This is a genomic window from Geodermatophilus arenarius (genome assembly GCF_042654585.1).
Taxonomy (GTDB): Bacteria; Actinomycetota; Actinomycetes; order Mycobacteriales; family Geodermatophilaceae; genus Geodermatophilus; species Geodermatophilus arenarius.
Genome location: NZ_JBHSGR010000040.1, coordinates 1 through 15,397, shown reverse-complemented (window position 1 = coordinate 15,397; position 15,397 = coordinate 1). Strand labels below are relative to the sequence as shown.

At 76.4% G+C, this 15,397-nt stretch carries 12 protein-coding genes; 5 read left to right on the top strand and 7 right to left on the bottom strand.

Annotated elements, in window-relative coordinates:
• From ACFO3M_RS22400 to ACFO3M_RS22385, 4 genes are all read right to left on the bottom strand, one after another.
• A partial coding sequence (locus tag ACFO3M_RS22400; RefSeq protein ID WP_387994354.1) for an AAA family ATPase occupies positions 1–812 on the bottom strand: 812 nt, incomplete at its 3' end.
• A complete protein-coding gene (locus tag ACFO3M_RS22395; protein WP_387994352.1) occupies positions 809–1,960 on the bottom strand; it encodes an exonuclease SbcCD subunit D in 1,152 nt (383 codons plus the stop codon). The genes ACFO3M_RS22395 and ACFO3M_RS22400, both read right to left, overlap by 4 nt.
• Before the next feature lie 61 nt (positions 1,961–2,021).
• A complete protein-coding gene (locus tag ACFO3M_RS22390) occupies positions 2,022–2,570 on the bottom strand; it encodes a PH domain-containing protein (protein WP_387994349.1) in 549 nt (182 codons plus the stop codon).
• 31 nt (positions 2,571–2,601) lie between these two features.
• Positions 2,602–3,456 carry a biotin--[acetyl-CoA-carboxylase] ligase gene (locus ACFO3M_RS22385; protein WP_387994346.1) on the bottom strand — a complete coding sequence of 285 codons (855 nt, stop codon included), beginning with the start codon at positions 3,454–3,456 and terminating at the stop codon, positions 2,602–2,604.
• An 18-nt stretch (positions 3,457–3,474) separates the two neighbouring features.
• Between ACFO3M_RS22385 and ACFO3M_RS22380 the strand changes: the two genes are divergently transcribed.
• From ACFO3M_RS22380 to ACFO3M_RS22360, 5 genes are all read left to right on the top strand, one after another.
• Positions 3,475–5,100, top strand: a complete 1,626-nt coding sequence (locus ACFO3M_RS22380) for an acyl-CoA carboxylase subunit beta (RefSeq protein WP_387994343.1) — start codon at positions 3,475–3,477, stop codon at positions 5,098–5,100.
• Between the two features lie 14 nt (positions 5,101–5,114).
• Positions 5,115–5,330, top strand: a complete 216-nt coding sequence (locus tag ACFO3M_RS22375; protein WP_387994340.1) for an acyl-CoA carboxylase subunit epsilon — start codon at positions 5,115–5,117, stop codon at positions 5,328–5,330.
• A gap of 73 nt (positions 5,331–5,403) precedes the next feature.
• Complete coding sequence (locus tag ACFO3M_RS22370) at positions 5,404–6,012, top strand: Maf family protein (RefSeq protein WP_387994337.1); 609 nt, start codon at positions 5,404–5,406, stop codon at positions 6,010–6,012.
• A gap of 56 nt (positions 6,013–6,068) precedes the next feature.
• Positions 6,069–6,803: a class I SAM-dependent methyltransferase gene (locus tag ACFO3M_RS22365; protein WP_387994335.1), complete on the top strand. Its 735-nt coding sequence runs from the start codon at positions 6,069–6,071 to the stop codon at positions 6,801–6,803.
• A gap of 88 nt (positions 6,804–6,891) precedes the next feature.
• Positions 6,892–8,655: an acetyl/propionyl/methylcrotonyl-CoA carboxylase subunit alpha gene (locus ACFO3M_RS22360; protein WP_387994332.1), complete on the top strand. Its 1,764-nt coding sequence runs from the start codon at positions 6,892–6,894 to the stop codon at positions 8,653–8,655.
• Positions 8,656–8,700: 45 nt separating this feature from the next.
• Here ACFO3M_RS22360 and ACFO3M_RS22355 read toward each other — a convergent pair whose 3' ends face one another.
• The 3 genes from ACFO3M_RS22355 to ACFO3M_RS22345 form a co-directional block, all read right to left on the bottom strand.
• The gene (locus tag ACFO3M_RS22355; RefSeq protein WP_387994330.1) at positions 8,701–12,402 is read right to left on the bottom strand and encodes a S8 family serine peptidase; all 3,702 of its coding nucleotides are present in this window, start codon (positions 12,400–12,402) and stop codon (positions 8,701–8,703) included.
• A gap of 65 nt (positions 12,403–12,467) precedes the next feature.
• Positions 12,468–15,128, bottom strand: coding sequence for a zinc-dependent metalloprotease family protein (locus ACFO3M_RS22350; RefSeq protein ID WP_387994327.1), 2,661 nt, complete (start codon positions 15,126–15,128; stop codon positions 12,468–12,470).
• Positions 15,129–15,177: 49 nt separating this feature from the next.
• On the bottom strand, positions 15,178–15,397 hold a 220-nt coding region (locus ACFO3M_RS22345), incomplete at its 5' end, for a hypothetical protein (protein ID WP_387994325.1).

Below are 15,397 nucleotides of genomic sequence, written 5' to 3'. Positions count from 1 at the left end.
CGCGCGACGACGGCGTCGACGGCCTCGGCGGCCGCGGCGACCAGCCGCTCGGCCGCCCGGCCCCGCACCCCGGTCACCCAGGCGCCGACCGAGGCGCCGGGGCGGGCGCCGACCAGCTCGGGGGCGAGCTCCTCGGGCACCTCGACGTCGGCGATCTGGGCGACGCGGTGCAGCAGCGTGCTGACCCGGTGCCGGTCGGCGCGCAGCTCCTCCTCGGCGGCCCGCCGCTCCCCGGCCAGCCAGTCCTCGGCGCGGGCGAACCGGTCGACGTCGAACAGGGTGCGCAGCAGCCGGCCGCGGTCCTCGGGCTCGGCGCGCAGGAAGCGGGCGAAGTCGCCCTGGGGCAGCAGCACCACCTGGCAGAACTGCTCGGCCGACAGGCCCAGCCGCACCCGCAGGTACTCCGAGCCCTCGTCGATGCGGGTGCTCACCGGCTCCCAGCCGTCGGCCGTGTGGCGCTGCACGGTGAGCTTGGCCTGCTCGGTGGTCTCCCCGGTGCCGCGCTTCTTCGGCCGGGTCTGCTCCGGGCGGCGGACGACCAGCAGCCGCTCGCCGGCGAGGGTCAGCTCGCAGGAGACCTCGGTGCGGGTGGCCGCGTCGGCGTGGTCGCTGCGCAGCCGGCGGGCCTCGCCGCGGGCGCCCGGGACGGTGCCGTAGAGCGCGAAGACCACGGCGTCGAGCAGCGTCGTCTTGCCCGCGCCGGTGGGGCCCCAGAGCAGGAACAGCCCGTCGCGGGCCACCTCGTCGACCCGGACGGTCTCGGTGCCGGCGAAGGGCCCGAAGGCGGTGAGGGTGAGGGTGTGCAGCCTCACCGGGCGAGCTCCTCGCGGCCCGCGGCGCCCAGCGCCCGGGCCAGCAGGTCGCGCTCGGCGGGCGTGACGCCCACCCCGCCGCGGACGTGCGCGACGAACTCCCCCGCGACGTCGAGGTCGTCCCGGCCGCGCAGCCGGTCCTGGTAGCTGCGGCCGTCGCCGCCGGCGGTGCCGCCGATCCACTCCAGGTGCACGCAGTGGCCGAACCGGGTGCGCAGCGCGCGCATCGGGTCGGCGGGGCGGACGGGGTCGGTGAGCCGGGCGGACACCCAGGCCTCCTCGGCGGCGGTGTGGGCGGGGTCGGCGAGCAGGTCGTCGAGGGTGCCGGTGAGCACGGTCAGCGGCCGGGGCGCGGGCAGCGGCACGGACCGGACGCCGGCCAGCCCGCCGGCGCCGAGGTCGACCAGCCACACCTGCTTGTCCTGCCCGGCCTCGCCGAAGGAGTACCCCAGCGGGGAGCCGCTGTAGCGCATCCGGTCGCTGAGGGTCTGCGGGCGGTGCAGGTGCCCCAGCGCCACGTAGTCGACGCCGTCGAACACCGGCGCCGGCACCACGTCCACCCCGCCGACGCAGATGTCCCGCTCGCTGTCGCTGGCCACCCCGCCGCCGACGAAGGCGTGCGCGAGCACCACCGAGCGGGTGCCCTGGCGCAGGAACAGGTCGGCTCGCACCCGGTCCATCGCCGCCCGCAGGACGCCCTCGTGGCTGCGCGCGTCCGGCACGCCGAGCTCGTGCCGGGCGATCTCCGGCTCGAGGTAGGGCAGCCCGTAGACGGCGACCTCGCCGTGCGCGTCGGCCAGCAGCACCGGCTCGTCCAGCCGCGCGGTCTCGGCGCGGACGTGCAGCCCGGCCTTGGTCAGCAGCGAGGAGAAGGTGCCCAGCCGCCGCGCCGAGTCGTGGTTGCCCGGGGTGAGGACGACCGTGGCGCCGGCGCCGACCAGGCGGCCGACCACCCGGTCGAGCACGGCCTGCGCGTCGGCTGAGGGCACCGCCCGGTCGTAGACGTCCCCGGCCACGACGACGGCGTCGACGCCCTCGTCGGCCACGACCCGGGCCAGCCCGGACAGCACCGCCTCCTGCTCGGCGAGCAGCTCCGCGCCGTGCAGCGACCGCCCGATGTGCCAGTCCGAGGTGTGCAGCAGCCGCATGGGCGCGCAGGGTAGGTCGGGGGTACGACAGAACCGGGCCAGGCTCGCCGTGACCGGTCGGTCACACCCCGGCGTCGTCGTACCCGTACCGGTCGGCGGCAGCGCCGGCCCAGGGGTCCCCGTCCGCGTCCTCCTCGACCAGCCGGACCAGCAGCTGCTGCACGTCGGCGCAGGCGGGCAGGCGCTCGAGCACCACCGGGCCGCCCTCGCCGGCCGTCTCGACGGTCAGCGTCCCGGAGCGCAGCACCCGCTGCCCGAGCGTCTGGTGGATCGAGACGTCGGTGACGCGCGACAGCGGCACGTCCCGGCCGCGGCGGGACAGCACGCCCGAGCGGACCAGCAGCCGGTGCGTGGTCACGACGGTGTGCGTGGTCCGCCAGCGCAGCACCGGGCGCACGACGAGCACGACGAGGGCGACCAGCACCGCCGCCAGCAGCGCCGACCGGAGCACGCCCTGCTGGCGGCCGGCCGGGACGAGGGCGGCGAGGTAGGAGCCGGCGCCGACGACGGCGAGGAGCCCGACCACGGGCCAGAACAGCGTCGTCCAGTGCGGGTGCAGGTGGACGACGACCTCCTCGTCGTCGGCCAGCAGCCTGTCGGGGTAGGGCACCTCGCCAGGATGACCGAGCGCGGACCGCGCGTCAGGCTCCGGCGGGGCGTGTCCGGACGTGCTGCACGTCCCCGCTGGCCAGCTCCACCGTGCCGCCGTCGGTGCGGACCACCAGCCGGCCGTCCCAGTCGACGGCGGTCGCGGTGCCCGACAGCGCCGACCCGTCGGGCAGCGTGACGGTCACCTCGGCGCCGACCGTCGAGCACCAGGCGAGGTAGTCCGCGGCCAGGCCGGTGGCGACCGGGTCGCCGAGCGCCGCCGTCCAGGCGAGGTAGCGCCGCTCGAGCGCCCGCAGGTAGGCCAGCAGGACCGGCCCCCGGTCGACCGGGGCTCCGGTGACCAGCGCCAGTGACGACCCGGTCGGCGGGAGCTCCTCGCGGCGGGTGCCGACGTTGAGCCCGGTCCCGACGACGACCGCGGGGCGGGCGGGGGCGGACACCGCCTCGGCCAGGATCCCGGCGAGCTTGGCGCCGTCGACCGCGAGCAGGTCGTTGGGCCACTTGAGCGAGGTGCGCACGCCGGTGACCTCGCCGACGGCCTCGGCCAGCGCCACGCCGGTGAGCAGCGGCAGCCAGCCGCGGCGGGCGGCCGGGACGTCGGGCCGCAGGAGCACCGAGACGGTGAGCCCGGCCCGCGGCGGGGAGGTCCAGGTGCGGTCGAGCCGGCCGCGCCCGGCGGCCTGGTGCTCGGCGACGAGGACCGCGCCCTCGGGCAGGTCGTCGTCGGCGGCCCGGTCGGCGAGGACGGCGTTGGTGGAGCCGACCTCCCCGACCACCTCCAGGGAGCGCCACAGCCGGCTGTCCCTGGTCAGCGCGGCCTGCAGCGCCGCGGCGTCGAGCGGGGGGCGGTCCAGCTCCGACCAGCGGGCGGAGGGCGTGTCGGGCACTCCCCTACGCTACGGGCCGTGAGTGCGGCTGAACTGGAGAACGCCGGCGAGCAGGTCCCCGGCGACATCGACATCCACACGACCGCCGGCAAGCTGGCGGACTTCGAGCGCCGCGTCCAGGAGGCCACGCACGCCGGCTCCGAGCGGGCGGTGGAGAAGCAGCACGCCGCGGGCAAGATGACCGCCCGCGAGCGGATCGAGGCGCTGCTGGACCCGGGCTCGTTCACCGAGCTCGACGAGTTCGCCCGGCACCGCTCCAGCAACTTCGGCATGGACGCCCGGCGGCCCTTCGGCGACGGCGTCGTCACCGGCTACGGGACGGTCGACGGCCGCCCGGTGTGCGTGTTCTCCCAGGACGTCACCGTCTTCGGCGGCAGCCTCGGCGAGGTCTACGGCGAGAAGATCGTCAAGGTCCTCGACCTGGCCATCCGCAACGGCTGCCCGGTCATCGGGATCAACGAGGGCGGCGGCGCGCGCATCCAGGAGGGCGTGGTCTCCCTCGGCCTCTACGGCGAGATCTTCCGGCGCAACGTGCACGCCTCCGGCGTCATCCCGCAGATCTCGCTGGTCATGGGCGCCGCGGCCGGCGGGCACGTCTACTCCCCCGCGCTCACCGACTTCATCGTCATGGTCGACCAGACGAGCCAGATGTTCATCACCGGTCCCGACGTCGTGAAGACCGTGACCGGCGAGGACGTCACCCTCGAGGAGCTCGGCGGCGCCCGCACGCACAACACCAGGTCCGGCGTCGCGCACTACCTGGCCGAGGACGAGGCCGACGCGCTCGACTACGTCAAGGCGCTGCTGTCCTACCTGCCGAGCAACAACCTCGACCCGCTGCCGGCCGTCGAGGTCGCCCCGGCCGACACGACGCCGGACGGCGTCACGGACTCCGACCACGAGCTCGACACGGTCGTCCCGGACTCGCCGAACACCCCCTACGACATGCACACCGTCATCGGGCACGTGCTCGACGACGGCGAGTTCCTCGAGGTGCAGGCGCTGTTCGCGCCGAACATCGTGGTCGGCTTCGGCCGGGTCGAGGGCCGGCCGGTCGGCGTCGTGGCCAACCAGCCCACCCAGTTCGCCGGCACGCTGGACATCGACGCCAGCGAGAAGGCGGCCCGGTTCGTGCGCACCTGCGACGCCTTCAACGTCCCGGTGCTCACCTTCGTCGACGTCCCGGGTTTCCTCCCCGGGACGTCGCAGGAGTGGGAGGGGATCATCCGCCGCGGCGCGAAGCTCATCTACGCCTACGCCGAGGCCACGGTCCCGAAGATCACGGTCATCACGCGCAAGGCGTACGGCGGCGCCTACGACGTCATGGGGTCCAAGCACCTCGGCGCCGACCTGAACCTCGCCTGGCCGACCGCGCAGGTCGCCGTCATGGGCGCCCAGGGCGCGGTGAACATCCTCTACCGGCGCGAGCTGGCCGACTCCCCGGACGCCGACGCCCGCCGCGCGGAGCTCATCACCGAGTACGAGGACGCGCTGCTGTCGCCGTACATCGCGGCCGACCGCGGGTACGTGGACCAGGTGATCCGCCCCTCGGAGACCCGCATCGAGATCACCAAGGCGCTGCGGCTGCTGGCCAACAAGCGCCAGACGCTGCCCCCGAAGAAGCACGGGAACATCCCCCTGTGAGCGGACATCGGCCTGTGAGCGAGGAGCAGCGCCCGCTCCTGCGGGTGGTCCGCGGCGAGCCGACCGACGAGGAGCTCGCCGCCCTGACCGTCGTCGTGGCCGCGCTCTCGCAGCGCCGGCCGCGCCGGCGCCCGACCCCGGTCGGTGCGTGGGCGAGCCGAGCCGACGCGCACCGGCAGCCGCTGCAGCCCGGCCCCGGCGGCTGGCGCGCGTCCGGGCGCTTCGCGTGAGCGAGCTCGCGAGCTCGTGCGGACCACGGGCAGAGCCGCGGCCGCGGACGACGAGCGCCGGGGAGGAGAACGCATGACCGGGACCCGCCGGCTGGTGCTGGCCTCGGCGTCCCCGGCCCGGTTGGCGCTGCTGCGCCAGGCGGGCCTCGCGCCCGAGGTCGTGGTCAGCGACGTCGACGAGACCACGGTGACGGCGCCGCGCGTCGCCGAGCGGGTCGCCCTGCTGGCGTCGGCCAAGGCGTCGGCCGTCGCCGCGCGGGAGGAGGACGCCCTGGTGGTGGGCGCGGACTCGCTGCTGGAGTTCCGCGGCCAGCCGATGGGCAAGCCGGCCGACGCCGCCGAGGCGCGGGAGCGCTGGCGGCGGATGTCGGGCCGCTCGGGCGTGCTGCACACCGGCCAGGCACTGCTCGACGTCCGCGGCGGGGTGGTCGAGTCCCGCGACGTCGTCGTCACCTCGACCGTCGTGTACTTCGCCACCCCGACGGCCGCGGAGGTCGAGGCCTACCTGGCCACGGGCGAGCCGCTGGCGGTCGCGGGCGCGTTCACCCTCGACGGCCTCGGCGCCCCGTTCGTGCGCCGGGTCGAGGGCGACCCGGCGTCGGTGGTCGGGCTGTCGCTGGCCGCGCTGCGGGAGCAGCTGCGCCGCCGCGGACTCACGGTCACCGACCTCTGGCGGCGCTGACCAGCACGGATGCCGCGGCGCTGGCTGCCACCCACCGACCGGCCTAGGGTCCGGCCGTGGACACACGCTCCCTGCGCACGGCGTGGGACACCTTCGGCTCGCGGGACCCGATGTGGGCGGTGCTCACCGAGCCCGACCGCCGCGGCGGGCGCTGGGACCCCGAGGAGTTCTTCGCGACCGGCGTCCGCGTGGTCGACGACGTCATGGCGCTGGCCGACTCCCTCCGGCTGCCGGCCCGGCGGGAGACGGCGCTGGACTTCGGCTGCGGGGTGGGCCGGCTGACCCAGGCCCTGGCCCGGCACTTCGACCGGGTCACCGGGGTGGACATCGCGCCGTCGATGCTCGCCGAGGCGCGCCGGCACGACCCCGAGGGCCGCTGCACCTTCGTCCACAACGAGGCGGCGGACCTGTCGGTGTTCCCCGACGACAGCTTCGACCTGGTGCTGTCGACGATCGTGCTGCAGCACATGCCGCCCGAGCTGTCGCTGCGCTACGCCGAGGAGTTCGGCCGGGTGCTGCGGCCCGGCGGGCTGGCGGTCTTCGCCGTCCCCACCGGCCCGTCGGACACCCTGGTCGGCCGGCTGTACCGGACGGTGCCCCGGCCGCTGGTGCACGCCTACGTCCGGCGGCGGTTCGGCGCGGTGCTGCAGATGCACGGCCTGCCGATGGAGGTCCTGCTGCCCCGCCTGACCGAGCGCGGCCTGGTGGTGCTGCGGGTCCAGCCCGACGACAGCCCGGGACCCAACTGGCGGGGGTTCCGGTACGCCGTCACCAAGCCGGCCGCCGGCTGAGCCGCGCTCTCGGCTCCCCGCCCTACTGCGGGCGGGCGGGCGGGCGCTGGCTAGAGTCCGACCGGTCCGTCTTCGAGGGAGTACGCCGGTGCAGAAGGTCCTGATCGCCAACCGCGGGGAGATCGCGGTCCGGGTCGCCCGCGCCTGCCGGGACGCCGGGCTGACCAGCGTCGCGGTCTACGCCGAGCCCGACCGCGACGCCCTGCACGTCCGCGTCGCCGACGAGGCGTTCGCCCTGGGCGGGACGACGCCCGGCGACTCCTACCTGGTCATCGACAAGGTCGTCGACGCCGCGAAGCGCTCCGGCGCCGACGCCGTCCACCCCGGCTACGGCTTCCTGTCGGAGAACGCCGACTTCGCCCAGGCCGTCCTCGACGCCGGGCTGACCTGGATCGGCCCCTCCCCCGAGTCGATCGTCGCCCTCGGCGACAAGGTCGCCGCGCGGCACATCGCCACCAAGGCCGGCGCGCCGCTGGTGCCCGGCACCAAGGACCCGGTCTCCGGCGCCGACGAGGTGCTGGCCTTCGCCCGGGAACACGGCCTGCCGGTGGCGATCAAGGCCGCGTTCGGCGGTGGCGGGCGCGGCCTGAAGGTCGCCCGCACCGAGGAGGAGATCCCGCACCTGTTCGACTCCGCCGTCCGCGAGGCCGTGTCGGCCTTCGGCCGCGGCGAGTGCTTCGTGGAGCGGTTCCTCGACAAGCCGCGGCACGTCGAGGCGCAGGTCCTGGCCGACACGCACGGCAACGTGGTCGTCGTCGGCACCCGCGACTGCTCGCTGCAGCGGCGCAACCAGAAGCTCGTGGAGGAGGCCCCGGCGCCGTTCCTGACCGACGAGCAGCGGGCGCGCATCCACGAGTCGGCCAAGGCGATCTGCCGGGAGGCCGGCTACCACGGCGCCGGCACCGTCGAGTACCTCGTCGGCGTCGACGGCTCGATCTCCTTCCTCGAGGTCAACACCCGTCTGCAGGTGGAGCACCCGGTCAGCGAGGAGACCAGCGGCATCGACCTGGTGCGCCAGCAGTTCCGCATCGCCGAGGGGCTGCCGCTGGAGATCACCGAGGACCCGGCCCCGCGCGGGCACAGCATCGAGTTCCGGATCAACGCCGAGGACGCCGGCCGCAACTTCATGCCGGCCCCCGGCCCGGTCACCCGGCTGGAGATCCCCCAGGGCCCGGGCGTGCGCTGGGACTCCGGCGTCGAGACCGGCGGCGAGGTGGCCGGCGCGTTCGACTCGATGCTGGCCAAGCTGATCGTCACCGGCGCCAGCCGTGCGGAGGCGCTGCAGCGTGCCCGCCGCGCACTGGACGAGCTGGTCGTCGAGGGCATGCCCACCGTCATCCCGTTCCACCGCGCGGTGGTCCGCGACGAGGCGTTCACCAGCGAGCCGTTCACCGTGCACACCCGCTGGATCGAGACCGAGTGGGACAACCAGGTCCAGCCCTACGGCGCAGCGCCGGCCGGGGCCGACGAGGAGGAGCCGCGGCAGACCGTCGTCGTCGAGGTCGGCGGGCGGCGGCTGGAGGTCTCCCTGCCCGCCGGGCTGGCCGCGGGCGGCGGGGCGCCGGTGGCCGCCGGCGGTGGCGCCAAGCCGCGCAAGCGGGGCTCGGGCCACGGCGGTTCCGCGGTGTCCGGCGACTCCCTGACCTCGCCGATGCAGGGCACGATCGTGAAGGTCGCCGTCGAGGACGGTGACACCGTCGAGGCCGGTGACCTCGTCGTCGTCCTCGAGGCGATGAAGATGGAGCAGCCCCTCACCGCGCACAAGGCGGGCACCGTGACCGGGCTGTCGGCCGAGGTCGGCGCCACCGTCACCAGCGGCGCGGTCATCTGCACGATCGCCGACGCCGAGTAGGGGCCGCGCCGCGCGGCCCCGGGAGCCCGGGGCCGCGCGGCCGGGTCAGCCCAGGCTCACCGTCACCTGACCGCCCCGCACCGTGATGCGGCCGCGCTGGAACGCCTGGCTCACGCTGCCGTCGGCGGCCGTGACGGCGTTGCCCAGCGGGTAGCCGAGCTGCCCGGACTCGCCCCAGTGGGAGTCGTAGACCGGGGAGATCGGCTGCAGCACCGCGTACGCGCCGGTGGCCGGCGAGGTGTGGATCCGGCCGAACTGGAACGCCTGCGTCCACCCGTTGCCCGGCGTCGGGTACCGGGCCCCGACGGGGTAGCCCAGGACGCCGGACTCGCCCCACAGCGGGTCGTAGGCCTTCGAGATGTCCCCGTACACCGCGTGCGCGCCCGTCCCCGGGGACGTGTGGATCCGGCCGAACTGGAACGCCTGCGTCCACCCGTTCCCTGGCGTCGGGTACCGGTCGCTGATCGGATAGCCGAGCACCCCGGACTCGCCCCACAGCGGGTCGTAGGCCCTCGAGATGTCGCCGTACACGGCGTGCGCGCCGCTGGCCGGCGAGGTGTGGATGCGGCCGAACTGGAACGCCTGGGTCCAGCCGTTCCCGGGCGTGGGGTAGCGGTCGCTCACCGGGTAGCCGAGCACCCCGGACTCGCCCCACAGCGGGTCGTAGGCCCTCGAGATGTCCCCGTACACGGCGTGGGCGCCCGTTCCGGGTGACCAGTGGATGCGCCCGTTCTGGAAGGCCTGGGTGATGCCGCCCCCGGCCGTGCCGTAGCGGGCGCCCACCGGGTAGCCCAGCACCCCCGACTCCCCGCGCAGCGCGTCGTAGGCGCCCGAGACCGGGCCGTACACCGCGTGCGCGCCGCTGGCCGGCGAGGTGTGGATCCGGCCGAACTGGAACGCCTGGGTCCAGCCGTTCCCGGGCGTCGGGTAGCGGTCGCCCACCGGGTAGCCGAGCACCCCGGACTCGCCCCACAGCGGGTCGTAGGCCTTCGAGATGTCCCCGTACACCGCGTGCGCGCCCGTCCCCGGGGACGTGTGGATCCGGCCGAACTGGAACGCCTGCGTCCACCCGTTGCCCGGCGTCGGGTACCGGTCGCCGATCGGATAGCCGAGCACCCCGGACTCGCCCCACAGCGGGTCGTAGGCCCTCGAGATGTCCCCGTACACCGCGTGCGCGCCCGTGGCGGCCGACCAGTGGATGCGCCCGTTCTGGTACGCCTGGGTCAGGCCGCCCCCGGTGGTGGCGTAGGCCGCGCCGACGCGGGCCCCCAGCGGGCCGGTGCTGCCGCCGGTGGCCGCGTACGCCGCGGCGACGGCACTCGTGCCGGCGTCGGCCCCCGACGGCGTGACGGCCGTGCTCGGCCCGCCGGCCGGGCCGGTGCCGACGGCGTTGGTGGCGGTCACCGTGAACGTGTAGGACGTGCCGTTGGTCAGGCCGGTCACCGTCGCGCTCGTCGCCCCGGTGGTGGTGGCGGTGGCGCCACCGGGCGAGGCCGTGACGGTGTAGCCCGTCACCGGGCTGCCGTTCGCCGGCGCCGCCGTCCACGACACCGTCGCCGACCCGTCGCCGGCCCGGGCGGTCACGCCGGTCGGGGCCGACGGCACGCCCGCCGGGACCACCGCGGCGCTCGGCGCGCCGGCCGGGCCGGTGCCGACGGCGTTGGTGGCGGTCACCGTGAACGTGTAGGACGTGCCGTTGGTCAGGCCGGTCACCGTCGCGCTCGTCGCCCCGGTGGTGGTGGCGGTGGCGCCGCCGGGCGCGGCCGTGACGGTGTAGCCGGTCACCGGGCTGCCGTTGTCGGCGGCCGGGGACCAGGACACGGTCGCCGACCGGTCTCCGGCCGTGGCGGTGACGCCGGCCGGGGCGCCGGGACTCGTCGCCACGGTGGACGAGACCGTCACGGTCACCTCGGGACCCGCCTGCCCCCAGGCGTCGACGACGGCGACCGCGTAGTCGCGCGACGTCCCGGCCGGCGGGGCGGCGACCGCGGCACCGGCCGTCTGCGGGGTGGCCACGACGGCGCCGTCGACGGCGACGCGGTAGGTGTACGCGACGCCCACGTCGTCCCAGGTGAGCAGGGCGCGGTCGCCGTCGGTCCGCCCGGTCAGGCCGGTGACCGCCCCGGGCGGGGCGGGACGTCCGCTGCCGGTGACCACGGCGTCGGAGAAGCCGGACTGGCGGCCGAGGTCGTCCACCCCGCGCAGCTGCCAGCGGGTCTCCTGGGTGGGCATCGCGCCGATGCCGATGCCGACCGTCCGCGGTGTACCGGTCAGGCTCACGGCGTAGACGCCGATGCTGACGCCGTCGCGGTAGAGGGCCACCTTCGGCACCGCGGGGCCGGCGACCGACGCGGTCACGTCGAGGACCGCGCTGGTGGCGGTGCCCCGCAGCGTCGCGGAGTGCAGCGTCGGCGTCGCGGGGGCCGCGGGGCCGACCGTGGCGAGGGCCGCCGCGCTCCGCGCCCCGCCGTCGGCCTGGACGTCGACGGCGACCTGGTTGCCGTCGGGGAGCCCGGTGACCTGCGCCGTGGTGCCGGTGACGGTGGCCCGCACGGCGCCGTCGACGCGCACGGTGTAGGAGGTGGCCCCGGCGACCGGCGCCCAGCTCACGTCGAGGGTGCCCGGGGACGGCACGACCGTGGGCGCGGCGCCGGCGCGGTCGGCGGCGGCGAAGGCGGCCGGGACCGACAGGCGGCCGGCGCCCCAGGCGCGGTCCCACGTGCCGCTGCTGTCGGCGCCGGCCTGCAGGGCCGCCTGCACCTGCTCGGGCGTGATGCCGGGGTGGCTCGCCCGCAGCAGGGCGACGGCGCCGGCGACGGCCGGACCGGAGAACGAGGTGCCGCTGCCGCTGCCGTACCCGTCGCCGGGCATCGGCAGCAGGACGCTCTCGCCGACGGTGGCGACGTCGGCCTGCCAGCCGTGCACCGCCCAGTCGGCCGGGGCCCCGGTCGGCGTGGTGGCGGAGACGGCGACGACCCCGCTGTTGGCGGCCGGGTACATGACCGGGTTGCCGTTGAGCCCGTCGTTGCCGGTGGAGGCCACGACCGGGACACCCCGGTCGAGGGCGTAGCGGATGGCGACCCCGGTGACGTCGGAGTAGCCGGCGCCGGCGAGGGACATGTTGACGACGTCGGCGCCGTGGTCGACGGCCCAGAGGATCCCGCGGGCCACCGCGGCGGAGGGGCAGCTCGGTGCGCACACGCGGACGGGCATGATCCGCGCCTCCGGGGCCATGCCGGCGCTGCCGATCCCGTTGTCGGCGCGCGCGGCGATCACGCCGGCCACGCCGGTCCCGTGCCACTCGCCGTCGGGTGCCGCGCCGGTCGTGTCCGTACCCGGGACGAACGCGCCCGCGAGGTCGGGGTGGGTGGTGTCGACGGTGGTGTCGAGGACGGCCACGACCTGGCCGGCCCCGCGGGTCCTCGGCCACACGTCCCGGACGGCGCCGACCTGCTGCGGGTCGTCGGCCTCCCAGAACGGGTCGCCGCCCTGCGGCCGGTAGGTCACCGACGGGCTCGCCTCGACGACGTCGGCGCGCGCCTCGAGGGAGGCCTCCGTCCGGTCGGCGCTGCCGCCGGGCACGGAGACGGTCTCGACGACGTACTCGCCGTCGACGACCTTGAGCACGTCGATGGTGACCGGCTCGTCCGCCGCGTGCGCGGGAGCCGCGGCGAGGACGAGCAGCGTGGTGGTGACCGCCCCGGTCAGGGCGGCGCCGAGCCGGGACAGGCTCCGGGTACGCGACATGGCACGCGTATCGGCACGGGTCCGTCCGTGGCTGAGGTGTCGCCGGCGTCCGTCCCCCGAGGGGGTCAGGAGGCGTAGGTGACCCGCGTCCCGAGGGACGAGGAGGTGACGCTGCCGCCCTGGAAGTCCTGCCGGTACACGTCGGGGCGGATCCAGGCGCCGTGCCGGACGGGATAGCCCAGCCGGCCCGCCTCCCCGCCCACGGCGTCGTACGCGCGCGAGACGGCACCGGTGACCGGGATGGCGCCGGTCGCGGGCGACCAGTGGATCCGCCCGTTCTGGAAGGCCTGCGTCACCCCGCCGCCCACCGTCGGGTACGGCTCGGTGACCGGGTAGCCCAGCACGCCGGACTCGCCCCAGAGCCGGTCGTACTCGAAGCGGCCGGGGCCGTGCACGGCGTGCGCCCCGGTGCCGGGCGACCAGTGGATCCGCCCGTTCTGGAACGCCTGCGTCCAGCCGCCCTGCGCGGTCGGGTAGCGGGCCGCGACCGGGTAGCCGAGCACGCCGGACTCGCCCCACAGCGGGTCGTAGGCCCGGCCGATCACCGACAGCACCGCGTGCCCGCCGGTCGCCGGGGACCAGTGGATCCGCCCGTTCTGGAACGCCTGGGTCACCCCGCCGTTCGCCGTGGGGTAGCGGTCGGTGACCGGGTAGCCGAGCACCCCGGACTCGCCCCACAGCGGGTCGTAGGCCCTCGAGACCTCGCCGTGGACCGCGTGGCCCCCGGTCGCGGGCGACCAGTGGATGCGGCCGTTCTGGAACGCCTGGGTCACGCCGCCGTTGGCGGTCGCGTACCGCTCCCCCACCGGGTAGCCCAGCACGCCGGACTCGCCCCACAGCGGGTCGTACGCGCGGGAGACGTCGCCGTACACCGCGTGTGCCCCCGTGGCGGCCGACCAGTGGATCCGCCCGTGCTGGAACGCCTGCGTCGCGCCGCCGTTCGCCGTCGCGTACTGGTCGCCCACCGGGTAGCCGAGCGGACCGGACTCGCCCCACAGCGGGTCGTACGCCGCGCCGATGACCGCGCCGACGAGGTGCGCACCGGTCGCCGGGGACCAGTGGATGCGGCCCCACCGGAACGCCTGCGTCCACCCGCCGTCCCGGGTCGCGTACTGCTCTCCGGTCGGGTAGCCGATGCCGCTCCCGGAGGAGTCCCCCCGCCGGCGGTACTCCTCGAGCAGGACGCCGCGGACGACGTGCGCGCCCGTCGCCGGCGAGTGGTAGACGCTGCCGCCGGGGAAGTGCTGCACGCACCCGCCCCACGGCAGCCCGCAGGTGGCCGGCCAGCCCGGGGTGCCGAGCCCGCCGTCGGCCGCCGCCGCGGCCGCGATCGCCGCCGGGCCGGCGGGCACGACCTCCACCGTGGCCTGCTCGGGGGTGACGGCCCGGACCGCGACGGTGACGTCGCCGCCCGAGACCGGGACCGCGCGCCCGTCCGCGGGCAGCACGACCTGCACGTCGGCGCTCCAGCCACTGCTCGCCGACGGCGTGCCGTCGAGCAGGAGCGTGTCGTCGTCCTGCCCCGGCGCGGTGCGGCGCAGCAGCACGCCCGGCTGCGGCGCGGCGGGACCGAGCTGCCCCAGCCAGCTGTCGCGGCCGGTGCCGCCGGCGGGCCGGTACTCCAGCCAGTAGACGGCGCCGTCAGCGTCGGTGAACCGCAGCGCGTGGGCCCGGTCGGCGGTCCTCGCGTCCCAGCGCGGGAGGACGTAGGTGCCGCCGTCCGGGCCGACGTCCATGGCGGGGAGGTACGACACGACCTGGGCGACGTGCGGCGCGGACAGCGAGCCCAGCCGCTCCCACGAGAAGCCCATGACGTCGTAGTAGTCGGCGTAGGACGAGGTCCGGCAGGTGCCGGTCTCCACCGAGCGGTCGCACTGCAGCGCCGAGGCGTGCCCGAGGCCGAGGTTGTGGCCGAGCTCGTGGGCGATGACCGAGGTGCCGGTGTCCTGGACGTAGGCCACTCCCCCCTCGCCCATCGACCCGCTGACGGTGCCCAGGCCGTAGGCGCAGCCGGGCGCGTCCCGCGGCACGTAGACGAGCAGGTGCTCCCCGCGGTACGGGGTCCAGCCCGCCGCCCGGGCCGCCGCGTCCCACAGGGCGAAGGGGTCCTCGCAGGTGGCGGTGCTGGGGATCCAGTCCGTCCGGCTCACGACGCCGAACCGGATGCTGCCGCCGGTCTGCTGCGACCAGTAGTCGGCCACCGGGCCGTCCACCGCGGCGACGACGTCGGCGAGCGTGGTGGGGTCGGCCGACCGCTGGGCCGCGGCGTCGGCCGGCTGCACCATGACCACGCGCACCGGGTGGTTGACCGGCTCCGTCGCCGGGGCGGTCGGCGGCCGGTCGGCCGCGGCGACCACCTCGGCGGACAGCACCTCGTGTGCGGGCTCCAGGCCGTCCTCCGAGGCGGCGTCCTCGACGGGACCGCCCAGGGTCACCTCGACGGTCGCGCCGGCCTCGGCGCCGCCCAGGTCCTCGGTGGGGACGCGCACGGTCTCCCCCGGCGCGGTCCGGATCCAGCTCAGCAGCCCGGGGTCCTCCGCCGCGCCGTGGTGGCGCCCCGGCGTCTCGGGGTCGGCGTAGGCCTGGACCAGCCGGCCGACGACGGTGTGGCCGGCGGCCGGGGCACCCTCCTCCGCCCGGGCGGCCGGGACGCCGCCGACCAGGGAGAGGACGGCCGCCACGGCGACGGCGGCGGCTGCGAGGCGCGGACGGCGGTCGACGTGCACGGCTCCTCCATCGGCAGCCGCGGCGCCGGACCGCACCCGGACGGGCAGCTCAGCCGCGGCGCAGCCGCGGGAGGACCCGCCGGGTGGCCAGCACGGTCCCCCCGAGGCCGGCGACGCCGCCGGCCGCGAGGGCCGGGGTGGCCCAGCCGCCGCCGGCGGGCTCGGTGGCGGCCGCCTCCACCGGTGCCGCGGCGACCGGGGCGGGGTCCTCGACCGCGGGCGCCGGGGCCTGCGGCGCGACGGCGGGTGCGGGGGGCGCGAGGGGGAAG

What these genes read in the sequence shown, in the direction of transcription:
- ACFO3M_RS22370 (WP_387994337.1), top strand. Translation starts at nt 5,404, where the DNA reads ATGACCGGGACCCGCCGGCTGGTGCTGGCCTCGGCGTCCCCGGCCCGG.
- ACFO3M_RS22355 (WP_387994330.1), bottom strand. Translation starts at nt 12,402, where the DNA reads ATGTCGCGTACCCGGAGCCTGTCCCGGCTCGGCGCCGCCCTGACCGGG.
- ACFO3M_RS22395 (WP_387994352.1), bottom strand. Translation starts at nt 1,960, where the DNA reads ATGCGGCTGCTGCACACCTCGGACTGGCACATCGGGCGGTCGCTGCAC.